The following is a 22,044-nucleotide window of genomic DNA, read 5'->3' as shown; positions in this document are numbered from 1 at the left end:
CTGGCCGTTCCTTGTTCCCGTTGTCCGGGGCACGAGGAAGAACATTACGGGCCTGGCGCACCCCCGTCAAGCCAGAACGACCATTTCCGAAGTGGCCTCGACCACACACGCCTTCCGGCGGCCTTGCGATTGCCAAAAGGCCTGGTCACGGCGCTCTCTTCGCGCTGGTTCCGCGCACCGGCTCATTCCTCGGGTCCTCGAGCACGCCGGTACCCGGGACTCAGGGGTGGGGCACTACTCCTCGGTGGAGAGCGACGATGCCTCCGCTGAGGTTCCGGTACTGGGTCTGCTCGAGGCCGGCGTCGATGAACCATCGGCGCAGCAGCTCCTGGTCCGGCCATTCGAGGATGGACTCCGCGAGGTACTCGTAGGCGTCGACCGTGGTCGCGACCTTGCCCGCCACCGCCGGCAGAGCACGCAGCAGGTACTTCTCGTACACGGTGCGGAACGGCTTCCAGGTGGGAGTCGAGAACTCGCAGACGACGATCCGGCCGCCGGGCCTGACAACCCGGGCCATCTCTGACAGCGCAGTTCTCGGCTCCTGCACGTTGCGCAGCCCGAAGGAGATGACGGCGGCGTCGAAGGAGTCGGTCGCGAAGGGCAGGTGCTGGGCGTCGGCACCCACGAAGGGCACCGGGGCACCACGGCGGCGGCCCTCGGCCATCATCCCGAGGGAGAAGTCTGCTGCGACTACCCGGGCCCCCGCGCGGGCGATCGCGGTGGTCGAGGTTCCGGTGCCGGCGGCGAGGTCCATGACCACATCGCCCTGCTCTATGTCGAGCGCCTCGACCATCAGCTCACGCCACATCCCCACCTGCCCCATGGCGGCGACGTCGTTCATCAGGTCATAACGTTTGGCGATACCGTCGAACATCGTCGCGACGTCGTACGGCTGCTTCTCGAGATCGGCACGGCTCATGCTCCGATCTTCCCACGCAAGTCGTCGCTCGCGGACCGACTGCGGCCCATCCGGCATCCGCTGGAAGAATGGGGACGGGCGCCCCGCACCGTCGGCGCCCCAGGCCCGCCCTCAGGAGGAGAACCCGAATGACCGATGCCAGCTCTGCACGCTCCGCAGCCATCAGCTCCCTGTCCATCCCTCAGGAGCTGCTTCCGGCCGACGGTCGCTTCGGCTCCGGCCCGTCGCGGATCCGTGCGGCGCAGATGGAGGCGCTGCAGTCGGTCTCGCGCTCGGTGCTCGGCACCTCTCACCGCCAGGCTCCGGTCAAGGACGTGGTGGGGCGGGTGCGCTCAGGACTGTCCGAGCTGTTCGCTCTGCCGGAGGGCTATGAGGTGGTGCTCGGGAACGGCGGCTCCACCGCATTCTGGGACGTGGCCGTGTTCGAGCTGATCGAGCGTCGCTCCCAGCATCTGGTGCTCGGAGAGTTCTCGCAGAAGTTCGCCTCCGAGGCCGCGGGCGCCCCGCACCTCGAAGATCCCGAGATTCTGCGCTCCGAACCCGGGGCGCTGCCTCAGGCAGCTGCGAACCCTGATGTCGATGCCTACGCCTGGCCGCACAACGAGACCTCGACCGGTGTGATGGCGCCGGTGCAGCGTCCGGCCGGTGCGGGCCAGGACCAGCTGGTCCTGGTCGATGCGACGTCGGTGGCCGGCGCCGCCGCGGTGGACATCTCGCAGACGGATGCGTACTACTTCGCCCCGCAGAAGGCATTCGCCTCGGACGGAGGCCTGTGGCTCAGCGTCCTGTCCCCCGCCGCGATCGAGCGTGCGCAGCGCCTCGGAGCAGCGAGCGACCGGTGGACGCCGTCGTTCCTCTCGCTCACGAGCGCGATCGAGAACTCCCGCAAGAACCAGACGTTGAACACTCCCGCGGTCGCCACCCTCGTGCTGCTCGCGGAGCAGATCGAATGGATGCTGGCGCAGGGCGGTCTGGCATGGGCGGACGCCCGGACCAGGGCCACCAGCGGAATGCTCCATGAGTGGGCCGCCCGACGCGACGAGATTACGCCCTTCGTCGCGGATGCTGCTGCGCGATCGCAGGTCGTGACCACCTTGGATGTGGACGAGGCGATCGATGCCACGGCGATCACCTCAGTGCTGCGCGCACACGGTGTGGTCGACATCGAGCCGTACCGGAAGCTGGGACGCAACCAGCTGCGGATCGCGACCTTCCCCGCCGTCGGCGAGGACGACACCGCGGCGCTGATCTCCGTGCTCGATCACGTGCTGGACGCGAGCCGCGACGCCTGACGCACACCCCGCAGAACACGACGGCCGGGCCATCCCTGTGGGGTGGTCCGGCCGTCATCATGTTCGGTCGAGTTGGGGCGGGCGTACCGGGAGGGCGAGCGCAGAGGCGGGCTGCCCGGTTCTCTCCCCCGACGTCGGTCAGTGTCGGGGCGGGATGAGGATCTGCCGCAGCAGTGTGGAGGCGTCCCGCAGGCCATCCCGCTGCGCAGGGGTGGCCTCGCCGAGCCGGGCGCGGAGCCACGCATCGCGCTGCTCGCGCCCCGCGAGCACCACCTGCAGGCCCTCTTCGGTCAACGTCACCCGGACCTGCCTGCCGTCGCCGGGGTGAGCGGCCCGCTCCACGAGTCCCGCCTCCTCCAGTCGCCCCAGGATCCTGGTCATCACCGGTGGGCTGACATGTTCGAAGTCAGCGAGGGCGCCGGGGGTGGATTCGCCGGCGCGCTGCAGGTAGGCCAGCACCGAGAACTGCGGCGCGGAGACGGCATCGGAGGCGGTGTGGGAGCGCAGGATCCTGGAGGAGACCAGCAGCACCCGCTGCAGCTCGGCAGCGAGCTCCGCGACCTGGGTCGCCTCAGCTGCGTCCACCCGCCCGGACGCCTCCACGCCCTCGGCGAGAGGACGCTGAGGATCCCTCGCGTCCGCCTCGCCGATGCCGGGGCTCACAGCAGCAGGCCCTCGATCGCGCCGCGCAGGAAGTACACGACGAACATCGCAGCGATGAGGTACATCAGCCAGTGCACCTCGCGGGCCTTGCCGCGCACCACCCGGATCAGCACGTACATGACGAAGCCTGCACCCATGCCGACGGTGATGGAGTAGGCGAAGGGCATCAGGATGATGGTGAGGAACGCGGGCACCGCGACCTCGACATCAGAGAAGTCGATGTCGGTGATCTGGGTCATCATCAGGAAGCCGACCATCACCAGCGCTGGGGTGGCCGCCTCGTAGGGGACCATCGCGACCAGCGGTGAGAGGAAGGTCGAGAGCAGGAACAGCACGCCCACCACGATCGCGGCGAGGCCGGTCCTGGCTCCCTCCGCCACCCCGGAGGTCGACTCGACGAAGCTGGTGTTCGAGGACACGCCGCCCAGGCCACCGGCGATGGCGGCGGCGGAGTCGACGACCAGGATCCGCTGGGAATGCGGGATGTCCCCGTCCTCCTCCACGAGGCCTGCACCGGAGGCGACGCCGACCATCGTGCCCATGGTGTCGAAGAAGTCGGCCAGCAGCAGGGAGAAGACGATGACGGTCGCTCCGATGACACCGGCAGCGGTGATCCCGCCGATGGGGTCCACCGTGAACAGGGTCGCGAAGTCTGGCATCTGGACCGGGAACTCGGAGATCGCCGGGACGTTCATCGCCCAGCCGCCGGGGTTGCCGGCTCCGGAGCCGTCGGGGGCGGCGAAGGCGCCGAGGTGCAGCACTCGCTCGATGACCATCGAGAGCACGGTCGCGGTGATGATCGCGATCAGGATCGCTCCGGGCACCTTGCGGATCCAGAGCACGAACATCAGCAGCAGACCGGTGACGAACACGAAGGTGGGCCAGCCGGTGAGCGAGCCGTCGTTGCCCAGCTGCACCGGGGTGCCTGCGGCGGTGGTCACGAACTTCGCGTTGAACAGACCGAGGAAGGCGATGAACAGGCCGATGCCCACGGCGATGGCGGTCTTGAGGAAGGGCGGGACCGCGTCGAACACCGCTTTGCGGAAGCCGGTGAACACCAGCACGAGGATCACGACGCCCTCGAGCAGCACCATCCCCATGGCACCGCCCCAGGTCATCCCGGGCAGCGGCACCACGGAATAGGCCAGGTAGGCGTTCAGGCCCAGTCCCGCTGCGAGGGCGAGCGGGAACTTGGCCCATGCCCCCATGAAGATGCTCAGCAGACCCGCGATGAGGGCGGTGCCCGCGGCGACCGCGGGGAGGTTCGGCTCGGCGCCGCCTCCGAGGTACATGCCGGTCGAATCGGGGACGGTGCCGATGATCAACGGATTCAGCACCACGATGTAGCACATCGAGAAGAAGGTCACCAGGCCGCCACGGATCTCCCTGCTGAGCGTCGATCCACGCTCTGAGATCTTGAAGTAGCGGTCCAGTCCGGACCGGGGAGCCACGGCCGTCGAGCCGGTGGTCGAGGAGGGGGACGAGGGTTCAGCCTGCTGCATGGGACGAATCGTATCCGTCCTCGACCCTGCCGTTCCCCCCGGCCCGCCTGCGTCAGTCCTGCATCACGTCCAGGGGGTTCTCGACCTCCAGCGAACGGGCGTAGCGGTAGTCGTCCGCCAGCTGCAGCTGTGCCCCGGCGGCTTCGTCGACCACCACGACGACGTCCGGGTGGAGCTGCAGGACGGTCGCCGGCCAGCGTGAGCTGATCGCGCCCTCGACGAGCTGGGCGATGGCAGCGGCCTTGCCGGCCCCGGTCGCGATGAGCACGATCCGGCGCGCCTCGAGGATGGTGCCCAGCCCCTGGCTGAGAGCCCGCACCGGGACGTCGGCGGGCCTGTCGAAGTACCGGGAGTTGTCCGTGATGGTGGAGCGGGTCAATCCGACCACCCGGGTGCGGGAGTTCAGGGAGCTGCCGGGCTCGTTGAAGGCGATGTGCCCATTGGAGCCGATGCCCAGGATCTGCAGGTCCACTCCCCCCGCCTCAGCGATCTGGTGATCGTAGGAGACGGCCTCGGCGATCGGGTCGGCGGCTGCACCGTTCGGGGAGACGACGGCGGCATCGTCGATATCGATGTGATCGGTGAAGTTCTCGCGGATGAAGCGGTGGTAGCTCTGCTCGTGCCCCGCGGGCAGTCCCACGTACTCGTCGAGCAGGAAGGCGCGGCTGCCGGCGAAGGACAGGCCCTCCTCCCGGTGTCGACGGATCAGCTCGGTGTAGGCGGGAACCGGGGACGACCCCGTGGCCAGGCCCAGCACGGCACCGGAGGCGCTGGCCTCCTGGAGCGTGCGTGCGAAGGTGTCGGCGACGACCTGCGCGCCTGCTTCGGCGTCGGCCACGATGTGGATCTCCATACGGTCCTGCCCTTCCGTCCCGGTGCGCCTCGGGGCGCTCCTGCTGGTCTGTCCTGCGCGTTCTCAGAAGCTTCAGAGCATAGCGGCCGACGGACCCGCTCTCGGTGCGCGGCGGGGCCGACCGTCGCGACGGAGATGAAGCAGACACGACGACGCTGCCGCACACCTGGTGTGGGGCAGCGTCGTCGTGTCTGCTGGACGGGCGGGCCGGCTCAGTCCGAGTGGCCCGCTCGGCTCACTTCTTCTTGCCGGAGTTCGCGGCGTACTCGAACGCGGCGCGCGGGGTCTCGGTCTGCGGGATACCGATGATGTCGCGGCGGGAGATCAGGTTGGTAACCCAGCCTGCGACGACGGAGGCCTTGCGGCCGAAGGTCGGCATCGCGTACACGTGGTAAGAGCGGGCCATCACCCAGGCCGGCAGGCCGCGGATGTCGAGCTCCTTCTCGCCCAGCTGCAGGCGGCCGACGCCCTTGTACATGCCGAGGGTCGCCATGACGCCGAGGTTCTTGTGGTAGTAGTCCACGAGCGGACGTCCCTGCACGGAGCGCGCGATGTTGTCGGCCAGGCGCTTGGCCTGACGGACCGCGTGCTGTGCGTTGGGCGGGCAGAACTTGCCCTCGCCCGAGGCGAGATCCGGCACCGCGGCGCAGTCGCCGGCGGCGAAGACATCGTCCATCGGGCCGTCGACGCCGTTGACGCGCAGATCCGCGAGCGCCTCGAGCTTGCCCATCAGCGGGCCACGCTCGGTGACGACGGGAAGGTCGGAGACGTCGGGGTCCGAGAGTACCGGGGCGGGCTTCACGCCGGCGTTCCACACCAGCAGGTCGGTCTCGAACTCGTCGCCGTCGCTGGTCTTGATCACGCCGTTCTCGGCGGAGTTCAGGAAGGTCTCGAGCTTGACCTCGATGCCGCGCTCGCGCAGCTGGTTCAGCACGTAGGCGCGCTGGTCCTCGGTGAGCTCGGGGAAGATGAACGGCGCGCCGTCGACGAGCACGAAGCGAATGTCCGAGGCGTGCAGGTCGGGGTAGTAGCGCAGTGCGTCACGGACCATGTCCTCGGTCTCGGCGACAGCCTCGCCACCGGCGAAGCCACCACCGATGAAGGTGAAGGTGAGCAGGCGCTTGCGCACTGCCGGGTCCTTGGTGGAGGCGGCTTCTGCGAGGTTTCCGAGGATGCGGTCGCGCACGGCGGCAGCCTCTTCGACCTGCTTGAAGCCGATCGCGTTCTCTGCCAGGCCCGGGATGGGCAGCAGGCGCGGCACGGCACCGAGGCCGACGACCAGGTAGTCGTAGGCGATCTCGAGCTTCTCGCCCTCTTCCATGTCCACGACGACGGTCTTCTCGGCGCTGCGGATCGCGGAGACTGCGCCGGTGACGACCTTCGCACCGGGGAGCACCTTGCGCAGGGGCGCAAGGACGTCACGCGGGTGGATGCTGCCTGCGCCGACCTCGGGGAGGAAAGGCGCGTAGGTCATGTACGGGCGAGGGTCGACGACCGTGATCGCGACCTCCGCGCCGAGGGTCTTGCGCAGCTCGGACGCGGTCGTCAGACCGACGGAACCACCGCCGAGGATGAGGACATGGGGCTTACCGCCGAAAGTGTTGGTCATGCCCCCAGCCTAGAACCGTATGGCGTCCGAGACAAAAAGTATGAGACGAAATTGGCCATCCACGGCTCACGCAGGCGCTGAAGAGGCCTCACGGCACCGCATCGAGCAGGTCCAGGGCGATCCCATCGAGGATATCGTGCTCGCTGGTGCGGGTCTCGGTGATCGCTGCGGCCGCCGCCACCCGGCTGACGATCCGGGACCAGATCAGGGCTCCGGCTCCGATCACATCGATGCGACCTGGGTGGATGACCGGTCGGAGGGAGCGCTGCTGCCTGGTCTCCCCGAGCAGGGTCCGGCAGATCGACTCGACCTGATCGATCGGCAGGCTGGCACCGTGGGTGACGTCGGGACGATAGTCCTGGATCCCGGCGGCCACGGCAGTGACGGTGGTCACTGTCCCCGCGACACCGACCAGAGCGGCGGTTCGCTGCAGCGGCACCTCGGCCTCGGCGGCGTCGAGATGAGCGTCGATGTCCGCCGTGGCGGCGGCGATCTCGGCCGCCGTGGGCGGGTCCGAGTGCAGGTGACGCTCCGTCATGCGGACCGAGCCGATGTCCATGCTGATGCGGTGGGTCGGGGTCTGTGTGCCGAGCACCAGCTCGGTGGACCCGCCGCCGATGTCGACCACCAGCCGTGGGCCGTCAGGCAGGCCCTGCACGGTGCTGACCGCGCCTCGGAAGGAGAGGGCCGCTTCTTCCTCCCCGCTGATGACCTCGGGCTCCACCCCGAGGATCTCGCGGATCCCGTCGATGAACAGGTCTCGGTTGGCGGCGTCGCGGGTCGCCGAGGTGGCGACGAAGCGGATCTCCTGACGGGTGACGGCGTGGCGATCGATGAGGATCCGATAGCGGCGTGCGGCCTCGAGAGTGCGCTCCACGGCGACGGGGTCGAACTGCCCGGTGCGGTCCACGCCGAGCCCCAGTCGCACCATCTCCAGCTGCCGCTCGAGGTCGACCATCTCACCGGATGCCTCGTCCCGGCGTGCGATCAGCAGCCGGATCGAGTTCGTGCCGCAGTCGATCGCGGCGACGGGGGCGCTCATCGCGTCTCCGCCTGTTCCGCCGGGGCATCTCCGCAGCGGCAGCGCAGCTCGCCGGCTCCGTCGATGCGCGGCAGCACGAGGTCGGCGATCGGGTTGACGCCAGGGCCCTCTGCGAGGGCCTGCCCGGCGAGCGCGTGGAAGCATTTGACGCGGGTCGGCATCCCGCCGGCGCTGACGTGGTGGACCTCCTCGGCGTCGCCGAGCTCCTCGCGACGTGCGAGGTACCGCTCATGAGCGGCGCGATATGCGCTCGAGAGAGCCTCGTCCTGTGCCAGCTGCTCGGTGAGCTCGGCCATCAGGCCGGTGGCCTCGAGCCGGGAGAGCTCGAGGGTCAGCCAGGGCAGGGTCAGGTAGAGGGAGGTCGGGAAGGGCGTCCCGTCCTCGAGGCGAGGCGCGGTGCGCACCACGGCGGGACGGCCGCAGCTGCAGCGGCGGGCGATGGAGACCACCCCGCGCATGTCCCGGCCGAGCTGCTCGCGCATGACCTCGAGGTCATCCGCGGTGGTCGGGGTCTCGTAGGGCAGAGGAGAAAGTGTTGTCACTGATCGGGATCCTGGTCGGTGGTGTCGTCGGCGGGGTCCTGCTCGGAGACGTCGTCGTCGGTCGACCCCGTCTCATCGGGGATGTCATCGGCGGTCAGGCGGCTGGAGCCTTCCACGCTCTCCCAGAGGACGGAGAACCATTCGCCCTCCTTCGCCGCCTCCTGGGCCTGCTCGGCCTCGGTGAGCGGCACGCCCTGGCCGGAGGTGTCGGTGAGCCGGTACTGGGTCTCCCCCGGCATCGCGAACAGCAGGCGCTCACGGGCGCGCGCGGCGACGTAGGCCGGGTCCTCCCAACGGGCGACCTGGGTGCGCAGATCCTCGACCTGCTGCTCCTGCTGTGAGACCTGTGCGCTCAGCTCGGAGAGCTGCTGGCGCTGGGCCACGTAGGAGTTCACCGTGGGCACGAGTGCGGCCAGGGCGACGACCACCAGGGCCACCAGCGCGAGGGTGCGCCGGGTGATGGTGATCCCCGGCCCCTCCTCCTGAGGGCTTGCCGCGCTGTTGCCGGTGGACGGGCGCGAGGCCGCGACCGGACCGCGCGAACGGGCCGGCACGGCCTTCTTGGACGCCGTGCGCGAGGTGGTGGCAGCAGGACGAGAGGAGGTCCGCGCGCTGGGTCGCCGGCCTCCGGACGCAGCGACCGGGCGCCTCGTCGATCGCGGGGCGCCCGGTCGTCTGCTGGTCATGGCTCGAGGTTACAACCTCGAGCTGAGGACTCAGGCCATTTGCTGCCTGCCTGAATCCCTACGTCTCATTGCTCGCTCAGGCGGTGTACTGAATGCCTGAGCTCCTACCGCTCGTTCCTCGCAGTACGTCGCTCAGGAGGTGAAACGCGGGAACGCGGAGGCGCCAGCGTAGCGCGCTGCCTCGCCCAGCTCCTCCTCGATGCGCAGCAGCTGGTTGTACTTGGCCACGCGCTCCCCACGGGCGGGGGCGCCCGACTTGATCTGGCCGCAGTTGGTGGCCACAGCGAGATCGGCGATCGTGGTGTCCTCGGTCTCACCGGAGCGGTGGGACATCATCGCGGTGAAGCCAGCGCGGTGCGCGAGGTCCACTGCGTCGAGGGTCTCGGACAGCGAGCCGATCTGGTTGACCTTCACCAGCAGCGCATTTGCGGAGCCCTCGGTGATACCGCGGGAGAGGCGCTCGGGGTTGGTGACGAAGAGGTCGTCGCCGACGAGCTGGGTCTTGGCACCGAGACGATCGGTCATGGCCTTCCAGCCCTCCCAGTCGTCCTCATCCAGCGGGTCCTCGATGGAGACCAGCGGGTATGCGTCGACCAGCTCGGCGTAGTACTCGACCATCTCGGCGGCAGTCTTCTGCGCGCCTTCGAAGGTGTAGGAGCCGTCCTTGTAGAACTCGGAGGCGGCGACGTCGAGCGCGAGCGCGACCTCGGTGCCGACCTCGAAGCCCGCCTTGCCGATGGCCTCGACGATCAGGTCGAGAGCGGCGCGGTTGGAGTCGAGGTTCGGCGCGAAGCCGCCCTCGTCGCCCAGGCCCGTGGCCAGCCCGCGCTCCTTGAGGACGGACTTCAGTGCGTGGTACACCTCGGCGCCGACGCGCATCGCCTCGGAGAAGGTCTCCGCGCCGATCGGCGCGATCATGAACTCCTGGATGTCGACGTTGGAGTCCGCGTGCGAGCCGCCGTTGAGGATGTTCATCATCGGCACCGGCAGGATGTGGGCGTTCGGGCCGCCGACGTACTGGTACAGCGGGATGCCGGCGGAGTCCGCGGCAGCGCGAGCGACGGCGAGCGAGACGCCGAGGATGGCGTTGGCGCCGACGGTGCCCTTGTTCTTGGTGCCGTCGAGCTCGAGCATCGCGGCGTCGATCGCACGCTGCTCCTGGACATCCATGCCCAGGATCTTCGGCTGGATATCGGCGACCACTGCGGCGACGGCGTCCAGGACGCCCTTGCCCAGGTAGCGGGACTTGTCGCCGTCACGACGCTCGACGGCCTCGAAAGCACCGGTGGAGGCGCCGGAGGGGACCGCGGCGCGGGCGAACGTTCCGTCATCGAGCAGGATCTCCACCTCGACGGTGGGGTTTCCTCGGGAGTCGAGGATCTCGCGGGCGTGCAGGGCATCGATCAGGGCTGCCATGGGCTGTTCCTTCCGTCGGGTGATGTTCCGTCACGTCCGGTCGGCGCTGACCGTCCATCAGACAGTCTAGGCCGTGCCTCCCGCATCCCGCTCCCGAGTGCCCTCGGTTGCGCTCCGGGACGATTCCTCCTCCGCGGCGAGCTGCGTCCGGGTCCTGGTGAGCAGGGCGCGCAGCGCCGTCTCCGGGTCATCGTCGCGGGACTCGGCGACTGCCACCAGGTCCAGCAGCGCTCGCGCGAGATCTGCTCCCCAGCTGCCGGCGTCCTCTGCCGCCGCGGCCTGATCGGCGGCGGCCAGGAGCTCTTCGAGGCGGCCCTCGGAACGGGCCCGGTGCACCACCTTCGCGGCGGACTGCAGAGCAGGCAGCTGCGCGGGGATGCCGTCGAACCAGCCCTTGCGTCGGTGCCCGCGCTCGGCGTTCTCTGCGGCTTTCACCGCGTGCCACTGGGCGATGATCTGGTCGACGTCCTCGGGATCCCGGAGCGCCTGCTCACGCATGGCTCCGAACACGTGGGGGTTGCGCCGCTCCATCTTCGCGACGAAAGCACGAGCCACGTCATCAACATCCCACGAGGGATCCCCCTCCTGCCCGACCCGGGCGTGGAAGAGGATCTGGAACAGCAGGTCGCCGAGCTCGTCAGCGAGCGCCCCAGGGCCGTGGGCGGCGGGGTCGTCGATCACCTCGAGGACTTCGTGGGTCTCCTCCAGGAGATATCGGGCCAGCGAGGCATGGGTCTGCTGGTGCGTCCAGGCGTCCCCGTCGGGCGCTCGCAGCGCGTCCATCACTGCGACCGCCCGCAGCAGCGCCCCGCCACGGGGGTCCGGGGCGGCGGGCTCGGGCGCCGAAGTCGCAGGCTCGAGCGTCGAGGTCGCAGGCTCGGGCACGGCCGCGAGTTCGAGCTCAAGCTCAAGCTCGAGCTCAGACTCGGGCGCGGGCTGTTCGGGAACGGAGGGCCGCTGAGGTCGGTTCACAGGCGCGAGGCTACTTCGCCGGGGCTCGGGACGTGATCTCCTCCGCCGCTGCCGGGACCAGCGTGCGCAGGATCTCGCGCGCCCAGTCCAGCAGCTCATGGTCCCGCAGCTCGGTGCCACCGAAACGAGAGGTCGTCGGTCTGGGCACCAGCACCTGCCGGGTCGCGGGCTTGAGCAAGGTGCCCGGATAGAGCCGCTTCATGCGCATCGCGGCGGAGTCGAGCACCTCGAGGTGCGCGAAGCGGATCATCTTGCCCTGTGCCTGGACCTCGTCGACGCCGGCCGCGCGGGCATCGATCCGGAACCGGGCGACATCCAGCAGCACCTCCACGGAGGCTGGCAGCGCGCCATAGCGATCGGAGAGCTCGGCACGGATCTGGTCGATCTCCGCCATCTCACGCACCGCGGAGAGCTTCGAGTACGCCTCGAGACGCAGCCGCTCGGAGCCGATGTAGTCGTGCGGGATGTGGGCGTCCAGCGGGAGCTCCACTCGGATCTCCTTCTCGGGCGCCTTGCCCTCGCCGCGGAAGGCGGCCACGGCCTCCCCCACCATCCGCACGTACAGGTCGAAGCCGACCCCGGCGATGTGGCCGGACTGCTCCCCGCCCAGCAGGTTGCCGGCGCCGCGGATCTCGAGGTCCTTCATCGCCACCTTCATGCCGGCACCGAGATCGGTGTTCGTGGCCAGAGTGGTCAGGCGATCGTGCGCGAGCTCGGTGAGCGGCTTGGTCGCGTTGTAGAGGAAGTACGAGTAGGCGCGCTCGCTCGAGCGCCCCACCCGGCCGCGCAGCTGGTGCAGCTGGGAGAGGCCGAACTTGTCGGCGTGCTCGACGATCAGGGTGTTGGCGTTGGCGATGTCCAGCCCGGTCTCGACGATGGTGGTGCACACCAGCACATCGAAATCCCGTTCCCAGAAGTCGACGATCACGCGTTCGAGCTGGTGCTCGTTCATCTTGCCGTGGGCGACCTGCACCCGGGCATCGGGCACCAGCTCCCGGAGGTGGGCGGCGACCCGATCGATGTCCTCGACCCGGTTGTGGATGTAGAACACCTGCCCCTCGCGCAGCAGCTCACGACGGATCGCGGCGGTGACCTGCTTGTCCTCCTGCGCGCCGACGTAGGTCAGCACCGGGTGACGCTCCTCGGGCGGGGTGGCGAGGATCGAGAGCTCGCGGATGCCGGTGACGGCCATCTCAAGGGTGCGCGGGATCGGCGTGGCGGACATGGACAGCACGTCCACGTTCGTGCGCATCGCCTTGAGGGTCTCCTTGTGCTCGACGCCGAAGCGCTGCTCCTCGTCGATGATCAGCAGACCCAGGTCCTTGAATCGCACGTTACCGGTGAGCAGACGGTGGGTGCCGATGACGACGTCGACGGTACCGTCGGCGACGCCTTCGATCGTGGCTTTGGAATCCGCGGGATTCTGGAAGCGGGAGAGACCTCGCACCGTCACGGGGAATCCGGTGTAGCGCTCGGTGAAGGTGTCCAGATGCTGCTGGGCGAGCAGGGTGGTGGGCGCGAGGATCGCCACCTGCTTGCCATCCTGCACCGCCTTGAACGCGGCACGCACCGCGATCTCCGTCTTGCCGTAGCCCACGTCGCCGAGGATCAGTCGATCCATCGGCACCGACTTCTCCATATCGCGCTTCACATCGTCGATGGTGGAGAGCTGATCGGGCGTCTCGACGAACTCGAAGGAATCCTCGAGCTCCCGCTGCCAGGGCGTGTCCGGTCCGAAATCGTGGCCGGGCGCGGACTGCCGTGCCGAGTACAGCCGCACCAGCTCGTCGGCGATCTCGCGGATCGCCCGTCGGGCCTTCGACTTCGTCTTGGCCCAGTCCGCGCCACCCATGCGGTTGACGCTGGGATCCTCGCCGCCGACGTACTTGGTGACCTGGTCGAGCTGGTCGCTGGGGACGTAGAGCCGGTCACCGGGCTGGCCCTTCTTCGAGGGCGCATATTCGATGACCAGGTACTCGCGAGTGGTGCGCTTGGCCCCGGTGCCGACGGTGCGGCTGGTCATCTCCACGAACCTGCCCACCCCGTGATGAGCATGGACCACGTGGTCCCCGGGACGGAGCTGGAGCGGGTCCACGACGTTGCGGCGGCGCGAGGGCATCTTCCGCTCCTCGCCGCGCCGCGCTCCCGATTTGCCGGTGAGGTCGCGCTCGGAGGTGAGCACGAGCCGGAGCTCCTCGTCGATGAGACCTTCGACGAAGGGGCCGACGGTGACCACGGCCTCGCCCGGGGCGACAGGCGCCTCGAGCGCGGCGGAATAAACTGCGGGAAGCCCCTCGCCGCGCAGGTTCTCCGCGACGTGGCGGGCACCGCCGGGGCCGACCATGGTGGAGATGACCGTCCAGCCCTCGAGGCGTCGACGCTCGAGGTCCTTCGCGGCGTCCCCTGGCTTGCCGGAGTAGCCGGGGTGGGTGGTGGAGGCGGTGGTGACGTCGACGTCCGTATCGAGCCCGAAGGCGGCGAGGGTGAACCAGGGGCGCCCGCCCTCGCGGGCGTGGCCCTTGGCCTCGGACAGCGGCACGAAGCTCGCCGCACCTACGTCGATCGGCAGGCCGCCACCGGCGGCGGCGCTGGACCAGGCCGCGGCGAGGAACTCATCCGTGGTGGCGACCAGCTCGTCGGCCCGGGCTCGCGCCTTCTCGGGATCCAGGATGAGGAACCGAGCCCCGGCGGGGAGCACGTCGGCGACCTGCTCCATCTCCCCCACCAGCACCGGGCTGAGGGACTCCATGCCGTCCGCGGCGATGCCGTCCGCGATCCTCAGCAGCAGATCCCGCACACCAGGCAGCTCCTCGGCGCGGGCACGGGCACGCTCCCTCACCGCAGGGGTCAGCAGGATCTCGCGGCAGGGCGGGGCGTCGAGCCCCCGCGGCGCGGGATCCAGGGACCGCTGATCGGCGATGGAGAAGTAGCGGACGTCGTCGATCTCGTCGCCGAAGAGGTCCACGCGGACCGGATGCGGTTCAGTGGGCGGGAAGACATCCAGGATGCCGCCGCGCACGGCGAACTCCCCGCGCTTCTCGACCATGTCCACACGCACATAGGCGGCGTCGACGAGATCCCGTTCCAGATCTTCGAGCGGGTAGGTCTCCCCCACGGCGGCGCGCACCGGCCGCAGATCGCCCAGTCCGGTGGCGATCGGCTGCAGCAGGGAGCGCACCGGCATCAGCAGCACGCGGACCGGGATCTCGGTCTCGGGGTGCGCGATGCGTCGCAGGGTGGCCAGTCGCTTGGCGACCGTATCCGCGCGGGGGGAGAGCCGCTCATGCGGCAGGGTCTCCCAGGCTGGCAGCTCGGCCAGGTGCTCGGTGCCGACCAGGGCCGTCAGCGCCGCCCGCATGTCTTCGGTGGCCCGGGTGGTGGCGGTGACCACGACCAGGGGCTGTTCGGCGCTCGCCTGCCGCGCGAGATCGGCGACCAGGAAGGGGAACAGCCCGGTGGCGGCGACGATGCTCCCGCCTTCGCCGCTCTCGGTGCCCGCGGCGATCAGCTCGCGGACTGCCGTGAGGTCGCGCCCGGCGGCGAGCTGGTCCAGGAGCGGTCGCAGCGGAGGCTGCTGGGTGGTCTGGACGGGGGCGGTGGTCTGGGCGGTCATCGGACCTCTCGGGAGTGGAAGCGCTGCTGGGCGGCGGTGAGGCCCTCGAGGATCACGGACTCGACCGCGTCGGCCGCATCGGTGATCAGCAGCTCGAGGGTCTTTCGCTCGGTGGAGCTGAAGGGGGCGAGCACATGGTCGGCGGTGTCGCGGTTGCCGGGCGGCCTGCCGACGCCGACCCGCACCCGCAGGTAGTCCTTGGTGCCCAGGGCCTTGGTGATGTCGCGCAGGCCGTTGTGACCGCCCTCCCCGCCGCCGCGCTTGAGGCGGAGCGCGTCGAAGGGGATGTCGACCTCGTCGTGCACCACGACCACCTGCTCGGGCGCGATGTCGTAATAGGCGGCCAGCGCCTTGACCGGCCCGCCGGAGACATTCATGTAGGAGGTGGTCTTGGCGAGGATGACCCGCTCGTCAGCGCCGGGGAGGCCGAGCCGTCCCTCGAGGACCACCGCCTGGGCCCGACGGGCCGCGGTGAATCGACCGCCGCCGGCGTCCGCGATGTGGTCGAGGACCATCTGGCCGACGTTGTGCCGGGTCGCGGCATACTTCGGGCCCGGATTGCCGAGGCCCACCACCAGATAGGGGCCTGGCCGGCGTTCGCTGGCGGTCATGGGCTGCTCCTTGCTGCTGCTCGATGCTGCGTGCTGCCGCTCGCTGCTGCGTCGTACGGTCCGCTGCTGTCGGCATATCTCGTCGGGATCGGCGCTCAATGCTGCCCGCCGATCTCCGCCCGACCTGGGACGGTCCCGACTTGCGACGGGATCAGCACCGGAAAGGCTCGAGGCGGGGCGGGCTCGACTCGAGACAGGCTCGAAGCGACGCAGAGCGCACAACCCCGGACACAGTACCGGGGCGCCGCGCACAGCGCGACGCCCCGGTCCATGGGGTGTGAGCAACGGAGCGGGGCGACAGCGGCACTGAGCCCGCTGTCTCCGCTCCGGGAGGTCACTTCTCCTCGGCGGACTCTTCCGAGGCCGCGGCCTGGCCCTCGGACTCCTCGTCGGACTCCTCTTCGACGCGCGGGAGCTGCACGGAGGCGACCAGGATCTCGGCGTCGGTGACCAGCTCGGCATCGCCGGGCAGGGTGACGTCGCCGGCGAACAGCTGGTAGCCGTCCTCGGTGCCCTCGACCGAGACCTCGACCTCCTGCGGGACGTTCAGCGCGTCGACCAGGAGGGTGAGGGTCTGCAGGTCGACGAATGCAGCGGCGGGCGCGACGGGCTCGCCGACGAGGATGACCGGGATCTCGACCTCGACCTTCTCGCCCTTGCGGACGGTGATCAGGTCGAGGTGGTTCAGGGTGCGCTTGAGCGGGTGGCGCTGGATCTCCTTGATCAGCGCGAGGTGCGTGGTGCCATCCGTGAGCTGGAGCTCGAGCAGCGCGTTGGGGTTACGGGCGGCCAGGGCGGTGGCGTGACCGGGCAGCGAGAGGTGGAGGGGGGCCTCGCCGTGGCCGTACAGGACGGCGGGGACCAGGCTCTGGGTGCGCAGGCGGCGCGCGGCGCCCTTGCCGAAGTCCTCGCGCAGTTCGACGTTCAGCTTCTCAGCCATGGGGGTGCTCCTCGTAGATGCGTTGGCTCGACGATGAGCGACGCCACGAGGCACAGGGAGCGGGCTCCCGGTACTCCGCACCGCGTCGATCACGGAGGGGCCGCAGCCCGCTCCCTCGCCGAAGTGACCTGGTGACAATAGCACGCGCGAAGGCGCCGCACTCCGAGGACGTGAGGGGCGCCGCATCGGGCGCCGCGGCGCCCTGCGCACTCCCCCGCCCGAAGCGCCAGGGACCTACGTCCCTGCAGGTCACAGCATCTTCTTCGCGACCAAGGTCCCTGCGACGGAGCCGATCTCGAGAATACGGTGCTCTTAGTCCCTGTCACACCACCACGACCCGTTCCCCCGGTGTCGTCGACCGAAAGGCTCTCCCGTGACTGCCACCGCCGTTCCCTCCGCCTCGTCCGTCCCCTCCGCCACCACTGCTGCCGCGACTCACTCCACCCTCACCGGCGCCGAGAAGAGCGGGTGGGGCTACACGGTGCTCGGCGTCACGCGCCTCATGGTCGGATTCACCTTCCTGTGGGCGTTCCTCGACAAGACCTTCGGGCTGGGCTTCGCCACCCCCACCGAGAACTCCTGGCTGAACGGCGGGTCTCCCACCACCGGGTTCCTCGGCGGCTCGATCGCCGGAGGAAACCCCTTCGCACAGGTCTGGGAGTTCTTCCTCTCGATCAACCCGCTCACGGACGTGCTGTTCATGGTCGGTCTGCTCGGCATCGGCGTGGCTCTGATGCTCGGCATCGGCACCCGGGTGGCGGCGGTGTCCGCCGCGGCGATGTACACGCTGATGTATCTGGCGGCCTTCCCCATCGCCACGAACCCGCTCTACGACGATCACCTGCTGATGGCCGTGATCGTGATCGCTATGGCCGGCCTCGCCGCAGGCGACCACGTGGGCTTCGGGAAGTCCTGGAACCGGCTCGTGAAGGGCAATCGCTTCCTCATCTGAGCTGACCGCCGCTGACCACCGAGCGCAGCCCCGGTGCGCGTCCGACGAAATAGAGAACGACCCCGTCTCCCTGCAGGGGGGGACGGGGTCGCTCTCTTGTGCCCGGGTGCGCCGGGCTCGCCGGGCTCGCCGGGTGCGCCGGGTGCGCCGGGTGCGGTCAGACTTCGCCGTCGAAGAGGCTGGTGACCGAGCCCTCGTCGAAGACGGCTCGGATCGCTCGTGCCAGCAACGGTGCGATCGACAGCTGGGTGAGGCGGTCGAACTGCTTCTCGGGGGGCACCGGCAGGGTGTTGGTGCAGACGATCTCCCGCACGGAGCTGTTCTTCAGCCGCTCGGTGGCGGGATCGGAGAGGATCGCGTGGGTGGTCGCGATGACCACGGAGGACGCTCCGCCTGCCAGCAGGGCGTCGGACGCCTGGACGATGGTGCCCGCCGTGTCGATCATGTCGTCGACCAGGATGCAGGTCTTGCCCTCGACGTCACCGATCACGCGCTTGGCCACAGCCTGGTTGGGCCGGTTGATGTCGCGGGACTTGTGGACGAAGGCGAGGTTCACACCGCCGAGCCGCTTGGCCCACTGCTCCGCCACCCGGATCCGACCAGCATCCGGCGAGACCACGGCGATGTCTTCTTCGCCGTACTTCTCCTGGATGTACTCGGCGAGGATCGGCAGCGCCATCAGGTGATCGACCGGGCGGTTGAAGTAGCCCTGCACCTGAGGGGCGTGCAGGTCCACGGAGATCATGCGGTCCACGCCGGCGGTCTCGTACATGTCCGCCATCAGGCGCGCCGAGATCGGCTCACGACCGCGGTGCTTCTTGTCCTGGCGTGCGTACGGGAAGCTCGGTGCGATCGCGGTGATCCGCTTGGCCGATGCGCGCTTGAGCGCATCGATCATGATCAGGTGCTCCATCACCCAGGTGTTGATCGGCGCGGGGTGGGACTGCAGCACGAAGACGTCGGTGCCGCGCACGGACTCGCCGTAGCGCACGTAGATCTCCCCGTTGGCGAAGTCCCAGGCGTCCATCGGCAAGACCTCGACGCCGAGCTCGGCGGCGACCTCCTGCGCGAGGACGGGGTGTGCCCGTCCGGATGCGAGGACCAGTCGCTTCTCTCCGGGGGTGACGATTCCGCTCATCGCTGCTCGTGCTCCTTGTGCTCATCGGCGGCAGTTCCTGCAGGCGTCTCGGCAGCGGACCCATCGTCAGCGCCGAGGGCAGCGCGTGCCGCGCCCTCGGCCGCGGTCCCCGCGCGGCGTCGCAGCGTCCATCCTTCCATGTTCCGCTGCGAGACCGCGTTCACGCCCAGGGCCCCGGGGGGCACGTCCTTGCGAACCGTGGTGCCGGCGCCGGTGGCCGCTCCGTCCCCGATGACGACGGGGGCCACGAGCACGTTGTGGGAGCCGACGCGCACGTGCTTGCCGATCGTGGTGCGGTGCTTGTTCACGCCGTCGTAGTTGGCGAAGATCGTGCCGGCGCCGATGTTGGTTCCCTCCCCGATCTCGGCGTCGCCGACGTAGCTGAGGTGGGGCACCTTCGCGCCATCGCCGATCTTCGCGTTCTTGGTCTCGACGAATCCGCCGATCTTGCCCTTCGCCCCGAGGTCGGTCCCAGCGCGCAGGTAGGAGAACGGACCCACCGTCGCTCCCGCGCCGATCACTGCCAGCAGCGCGTGGGAGCGGACCACCTCGGCACCCGGCCCCACCTCGGTGTCACGCAGCGTGGTGTCCGGTCCGATCACGGCTTCCTCGCCGATGTCGCTCGCACCGTGGAGCTGGACTCCGGGCAGGATGATCGCGTCCTGGCCGATGGAGACATCGGAGTCGATCCAGGTGGTGGCGGGATCCACGATCGTGACGCCGGCGCGCATATGCCGCTCGAGCGTGCGGCGGTTCATCTCCGCGCCGAGCTGGGCGAGCTGGACCTTGTCGTTGACGCCCTCGACCATCATCACGTCCTCGGTGACGACGGCCCGCACGGAGCGGCCGTCCGCCTGCGCGATGGCGAGCACGTCGGTGAGGTACATCTCGCCCTGCGCATTGTCGGTGCCGATGCGTCCGAGCGCGTCACGCAGCACGGCGAGATCGAAGGCGTAGATCCCGGAGTTGATCTCGTCGATCGCGCGCTGCGCGTCGTCGGCGTCCTTGTGCTCGACGATGCCGAGGACCTCGGTGCCGTCCTCGCTGCGCAGGATGCGGCCGTAACCGGTGGGGTCGGGGACGCGGGCGCTGAGCACGGTGGCCGCAGCCCCGGCGCCTTCATGCGCGGCGACCAGGTCGCGCAGGGTCGCCGGATCGAGCAGCGGCACGTCGCCGTAGGTGACCAGCACGGTGCCCTCCGCGGCGGTGACCTGCTCGAGGCCGCACTGGACGGCGCGCCCGGTGCCGGGGATCTCGTCCTGATCGGCGACGGACACCTCGGAGGCGTGCTCCGCGAGGTGCTCGGCGACGCGATCACGCTCGTGACGGAGCACGACCACCAGCTCGCCGGGGCTCGTGCCCTCAGCGGCGGTCACGGCGTGCACCAGCAGAGATCTGCCCCCGATCTCGTGAAGGACCTTGGGCTTTCGGGACTTCATTCGGGTCCCGGCACCGGCGGCCAGAACTATCACGGCGGCGGGGGCAGTGGTCTCAGCGATTCCCACGTCTGCGGCTCCTCGGGATCGACGGGTGAGGTCTGCGGCACCGCCGCAGGGGCGGTGAGCGTTCCGCCATCAGGACTCGAACCTGAAATTTCAGAACCAAAATCTGAGGTGTTGCCGATTACACCATGGCGGATCGCGTCCGGCAGGGCCTGGCGACGAGCCGGCTCCTCAGGGATCCGGAACGGGCACCCAGCGCCACGGACGCGGCCTGATCCTATCGTCCGTGGCGCCCCTCCCGGACCTCGTCGAGTCCATCGGTGGCACAGGTCGCTCTACCGCCTGCGCCGCTCGGCGACCTGCCGAGCGCGACGTCGTGACGTGCCGAATGCGGTATCGCGCCGTGCCGAGTGCGGTATCGCGGCGTGCCGAGAGGGGTGTGGAAGACTCCGACCATGGCGGAGAACGGGGCAGCCCGCGGTCGATCGACCCGGATGACGGGCAAGGAGCGGCGCGAGCAGCTGGTGGCGGTGGGCCGGCAGCTGTTCGCCGAGAAGGGCTTCGACATGACCACGGTCGAGGAGATCGCGGCCCGTGCCAAGGTCTCCAAGCCCATCGTGTACGAGCACTTCGGAGGCAAGGAAGGGCTGTACGCGGTGGTCGTGGACCGCGAGGTCTCCACGCTGCTGGGGGACCTGGAGAGCTCCCTCCAGAATCAGCGGGAGCACCCCCGGGTGCTGATGGAGCGTGCCGCGCTGGCGTTCCTCGCCTACATCGACGAGAACGAGGACGGCTTCCGCATCCTCGTGCGGGACTCCCCCGTCAGCCACACCCTCGGCACCTTCTCCTCCCTGCTGACAGATGTGGCCGGACGCGTCGAGGAGATCCTCGCCGCCCAGCTCACCCTCCATTCGTATCCGCCTCGAGACGCTGCCCTGTACGCGCAGATGCTGGTGGGGATGGTCGCGTACACCGGTCAGTGGTGGCTCGAGACCCGCGAGCCCCAGAAGGAGATCGTCGCGGCACGCATGGTCAATCTGTCCTGGTACGGACTCAGCGCCCTGCAGAAGACCCCGGCTCTGCGCGGCGACACCCACAGCTGAGCGGCACCTAGACTCGGCTCATGCCCCCTATGCCTGAGGACGCCGACGCATGCCGCCACGACGAGGTCGACCGCATCGTCGAAGGCTGGCAGAGGGCACGCGCCGATCTGGACGTCGCACCGCTGGCGGTGTTCTCCCGCATCTCCCGACTCTCGAGGTATCTCGAGGTCGCCCGCCGCAGTGCCTTCACGGACGCGGGCCTCGAGGGATGGGAGTTCGACATGCTCTCCGCGCTGCGCCGCAGCGGCGAGGATGCCCTCTCCCCCGGCGCACTCATGCACGAGACGCTGGTGACCAGCGGCACCATGACGACCCGGATCGACAAGCTGGTCGCACGGGATCTGGTGAGCAAGAACCGCAGCCCGCACGACGGCCGCGCGGTCGAGGTGAGGCTGCGAGCCGATGGCGTCGCCCGGGTCGATGCGGCGATGGAGCGGCTGCTGGACGCGGAGCAGGAGCTGCTCGAGCCGCTCGCCCCCGACGGACGCTCCAGCCTCGCCGACACCCTGCGCTCTCTGCTGCTGACCTTCGAGTCGGAGACGCCCCGCTCAATGTGAGGGCTTCCCGTGCGGTGGCCGTCGACTCTCTCGTCGCCTCCATCAGCACCGCCGCCACCAGCACCGCCGCCACCAGAGTCGTCGACCGGTCCCGAGGCCCTCGGCCGCAATCAGCGCCGCTGACCGCTCCCAGAGCCGTTCACCGCCATCAGGAATTGTGAGCTGCACGATTCTTCGACAGTCCAGGGTCGC

General features: G+C 69.4%; 19 protein-coding genes and 1 tRNA gene. 4 read left to right on the top strand and 16 right to left on the bottom strand.

Annotated features, from left to right (window positions below; translation table 11 throughout):
• Positions 1-220 precede the first annotated feature (220 nt).
• Complete coding sequence (locus ACTH43_RS14230) at positions 221-919, bottom strand: demethylmenaquinone methyltransferase (protein WP_441445557.1); 699 nt, start codon at positions 917-919, stop codon at positions 221-223.
• Positions 920-1,047: 128 nt separating this feature from the next.
• Here ACTH43_RS14230 and serC point away from each other — a divergent pair, with 128 nt between their 5' ends.
• The gene (gene serC, locus ACTH43_RS14225) at positions 1,048-2,211 is read left to right on the top strand and encodes a phosphoserine transaminase (RefSeq protein WP_441445556.1); all 1,164 of its coding nucleotides are present in this window, start codon (positions 1,048-1,050) and stop codon (positions 2,209-2,211) included.
• Between the two features lie 138 nt (positions 2,212-2,349).
• On the opposite strand, the gene ACTH43_RS14220 is transcribed toward serC, so the two are convergent.
• The 12 genes from ACTH43_RS14220 to ACTH43_RS14165 all read right to left on the bottom strand — a co-directional run bounded on the left by ACTH43_RS14220 (position 2,350) and on the right by ACTH43_RS14165 (position 16,660).
• Entirely contained in the window at positions 2,350-2,874 is a 525-nt protein-coding gene (locus ACTH43_RS14220) for a MarR family winged helix-turn-helix transcriptional regulator (RefSeq protein ID WP_441445555.1), read from the bottom strand.
• Positions 2,871-4,376 carry an NCS2 family permease gene (locus ACTH43_RS14215; protein WP_441445554.1) on the bottom strand — a complete coding sequence of 502 codons (1,506 nt, stop codon included), beginning with the start codon at positions 4,374-4,376 and terminating at the stop codon, positions 2,871-2,873. Before ACTH43_RS14215 ends, ACTH43_RS14220 begins: the two co-directional genes overlap by 4 nt.
• A gap of 52 nt (positions 4,377-4,428) precedes the next feature.
• The gene (gene nagB / locus ACTH43_RS14210; protein ID WP_441445553.1) at positions 4,429-5,229 is read right to left on the bottom strand and encodes a glucosamine-6-phosphate deaminase; all 801 of its coding nucleotides are present in this window, start codon (positions 5,227-5,229) and stop codon (positions 4,429-4,431) included.
• Between the two features lie 235 nt (positions 5,230-5,464).
• On the bottom strand, positions 5,465-6,838 hold the full coding sequence (locus ACTH43_RS14205; protein WP_441445552.1) for an NAD(P)/FAD-dependent oxidoreductase: 1,374 nt from the start codon (positions 6,836-6,838) through the stop codon (positions 5,465-5,467).
• A gap of 88 nt (positions 6,839-6,926) precedes the next feature.
• Positions 6,927-7,880, bottom strand: coding sequence for a Ppx/GppA phosphatase family protein (locus ACTH43_RS14200; protein WP_441445551.1), 954 nt, complete (start codon positions 7,878-7,880; stop codon positions 6,927-6,929).
• Complete coding sequence (locus ACTH43_RS14195; RefSeq protein ID WP_441445550.1) at positions 7,877-8,422, bottom strand: DUF501 domain-containing protein; 546 nt, start codon at positions 8,420-8,422, stop codon at positions 7,877-7,879. The genes ACTH43_RS14200 and ACTH43_RS14195 overlap by 4 nt, the downstream gene beginning before the upstream one ends.
• A complete protein-coding gene (locus tag ACTH43_RS14190; protein ID WP_441445549.1) occupies positions 8,419-9,108 on the bottom strand; it encodes a septum formation initiator family protein in 690 nt (229 codons plus the stop codon). The genes ACTH43_RS14195 and ACTH43_RS14190 overlap by 4 nt, the downstream gene beginning before the upstream one ends.
• Before the next feature lie 132 nt (positions 9,109-9,240).
• A complete protein-coding gene (eno, locus tag ACTH43_RS14185; RefSeq protein WP_441445548.1) occupies positions 9,241-10,524 on the bottom strand; it encodes a phosphopyruvate hydratase in 1,284 nt (427 codons plus the stop codon).
• Between the two features lie 66 nt (positions 10,525-10,590).
• The gene (locus tag ACTH43_RS14180; protein WP_441445547.1) at positions 10,591-11,496 is read right to left on the bottom strand and encodes a MazG nucleotide pyrophosphohydrolase domain-containing protein; all 906 of its coding nucleotides are present in this window, start codon (positions 11,494-11,496) and stop codon (positions 10,591-10,593) included.
• Positions 11,497-11,506: 10 nt separating this feature from the next.
• A complete protein-coding gene (gene mfd / locus ACTH43_RS14175) occupies positions 11,507-15,109 on the bottom strand; it encodes a transcription-repair coupling factor (protein WP_441445546.1) in 3,603 nt (1,200 codons plus the stop codon).
• On the bottom strand, positions 15,106-15,720 hold the full coding sequence (gene pth / locus ACTH43_RS14170; protein ID WP_441445545.1) for an aminoacyl-tRNA hydrolase: 615 nt from the start codon (positions 15,718-15,720) through the stop codon (positions 15,106-15,108). The genes mfd and pth overlap by 4 nt, the downstream gene beginning before the upstream one ends.
• 334 nt (positions 15,721-16,054) lie before the next feature.
• A complete protein-coding gene (locus ACTH43_RS14165) occupies positions 16,055-16,660 on the bottom strand; it encodes a 50S ribosomal protein L25/general stress protein Ctc (protein WP_441445544.1) in 606 nt (201 codons plus the stop codon).
• A 373-nt stretch (positions 16,661-17,033) separates the two neighbouring features.
• Here ACTH43_RS14165 and ACTH43_RS14160 point away from each other — a divergent pair, with 373 nt between their 5' ends.
• A complete protein-coding gene (locus ACTH43_RS14160; protein ID WP_441445543.1) occupies positions 17,034-17,612 on the top strand; it encodes a hypothetical protein in 579 nt (192 codons plus the stop codon).
• 157 nt (positions 17,613-17,769) lie between these two features.
• On the opposite strand, the gene ACTH43_RS14155 is transcribed toward ACTH43_RS14160, so the two are convergent.
• The 3 genes from ACTH43_RS14155 to ACTH43_RS14145 form a co-directional block, all read right to left on the bottom strand.
• Positions 17,770-18,750, bottom strand: coding sequence for a ribose-phosphate diphosphokinase (locus ACTH43_RS14155; RefSeq protein WP_441445542.1), 981 nt, complete (start codon positions 18,748-18,750; stop codon positions 17,770-17,772).
• Positions 18,747-20,255, bottom strand: a complete 1,509-nt coding sequence (gene glmU, locus ACTH43_RS14150; protein ID WP_441445541.1) for a bifunctional UDP-N-acetylglucosamine diphosphorylase/glucosamine-1-phosphate N-acetyltransferase GlmU — start codon at positions 20,253-20,255, stop codon at positions 18,747-18,749. The genes ACTH43_RS14155 and glmU overlap by 4 nt, the downstream gene beginning before the upstream one ends.
• Before the next feature lie 61 nt (positions 20,256-20,316).
• A tRNA-Gln gene (locus ACTH43_RS14145) sits at positions 20,317-20,388 on the bottom strand.
• Between the two features lie 259 nt (positions 20,389-20,647).
• Here ACTH43_RS14145 and ACTH43_RS14140 point away from each other — a divergent pair.
• Both ACTH43_RS14140 and ACTH43_RS14135 read left to right on the top strand, forming a co-directional pair.
• On the top strand, positions 20,648-21,295 hold the full coding sequence (locus ACTH43_RS14140; RefSeq protein WP_441445540.1) for a TetR/AcrR family transcriptional regulator: 648 nt from the start codon (positions 20,648-20,650) through the stop codon (positions 21,293-21,295).
• Positions 21,296-21,315: 20 nt separating this feature from the next.
• Positions 21,316-21,852: a MarR family winged helix-turn-helix transcriptional regulator gene (locus ACTH43_RS14135; RefSeq protein ID WP_441445539.1), complete on the top strand. Its 537-nt coding sequence runs from the start codon at positions 21,316-21,318 to the stop codon at positions 21,850-21,852.
• Positions 21,853-22,044 lie beyond the last annotated feature (192 nt).

The sequence above is a fragment of the Brachybacterium sp. genome, from assembly GCF_052095815.1.
Lineage (GTDB): Bacteria > Actinomycetota > Actinomycetes > Actinomycetales > Dermabacteraceae > Brachybacterium.
The sequence above is the reverse complement of the archived record's forward strand: the minus strand, read 5'-3'. Positions and strand labels throughout refer to the sequence as shown.

Excerpts from the sequence above, each read along its gene's own strand:
- ACTH43_RS14230 (WP_441445557.1), bottom strand. The coding sequence starts at position 919 with ATGAGCCGTGCCGATCTCGAGAAGCAGCCGTACGACGTCGCGACGATG.
- serC (WP_441445556.1), top strand. The coding sequence starts at position 1,048 with ATGACCGATGCCAGCTCTGCACGCTCCGCAGCCATCAGCTCCCTGTCC.
- ACTH43_RS14215 (WP_441445554.1), bottom strand. The coding sequence starts at position 4,376 with ATGCAGCAGGCTGAACCCTCGTCCCCCTCCTCGACCACCGGCTCGACG.
- nagB (WP_441445553.1), bottom strand. The coding sequence starts at position 5,229 with ATGGAGATCCACATCGTGGCCGACGCCGAAGCAGGCGCGCAGGTCGTC.
- ACTH43_RS14205 (WP_441445552.1), bottom strand. The coding sequence starts at position 6,838 with ATGACCAACACTTTCGGCGGTAAGCCCCATGTCCTCATCCTCGGCGGT.
- ACTH43_RS14200 (WP_441445551.1), bottom strand. The coding sequence starts at position 7,880 with ATGAGCGCCCCCGTCGCCGCGATCGACTGCGGCACGAACTCGATCCGG.
- ACTH43_RS14190 (WP_441445549.1), bottom strand. The coding sequence starts at position 9,108 with ATGACCAGCAGACGACCGGGCGCCCCGCGATCGACGAGGCGCCCGGTC.
- eno (WP_441445548.1), bottom strand. The coding sequence starts at position 10,524 with ATGGCAGCCCTGATCGATGCCCTGCACGCCCGCGAGATCCTCGACTCC.
- mfd (WP_441445546.1), bottom strand. The coding sequence starts at position 15,109 with ATGACCGCCCAGACCACCGCCCCCGTCCAGACCACCCAGCAGCCTCCG.
- pth (WP_441445545.1), bottom strand. The coding sequence starts at position 15,720 with ATGACCGCCAGCGAACGCCGGCCAGGCCCCTATCTGGTGGTGGGCCTC.
- ACTH43_RS14165 (WP_441445544.1), bottom strand. The coding sequence starts at position 16,660 with ATGGCTGAGAAGCTGAACGTCGAACTGCGCGAGGACTTCGGCAAGGGC.
- ACTH43_RS14155 (WP_441445542.1), bottom strand. The coding sequence starts at position 18,750 with ATGAGCGGAATCGTCACCCCCGGAGAGAAGCGACTGGTCCTCGCATCC.
- ACTH43_RS14140 (WP_441445540.1), top strand. The coding sequence starts at position 20,648 with ATGGCGGAGAACGGGGCAGCCCGCGGTCGATCGACCCGGATGACGGGC.
- ACTH43_RS14135 (WP_441445539.1), top strand. The coding sequence starts at position 21,316 with ATGCCCCCTATGCCTGAGGACGCCGACGCATGCCGCCACGACGAGGTC.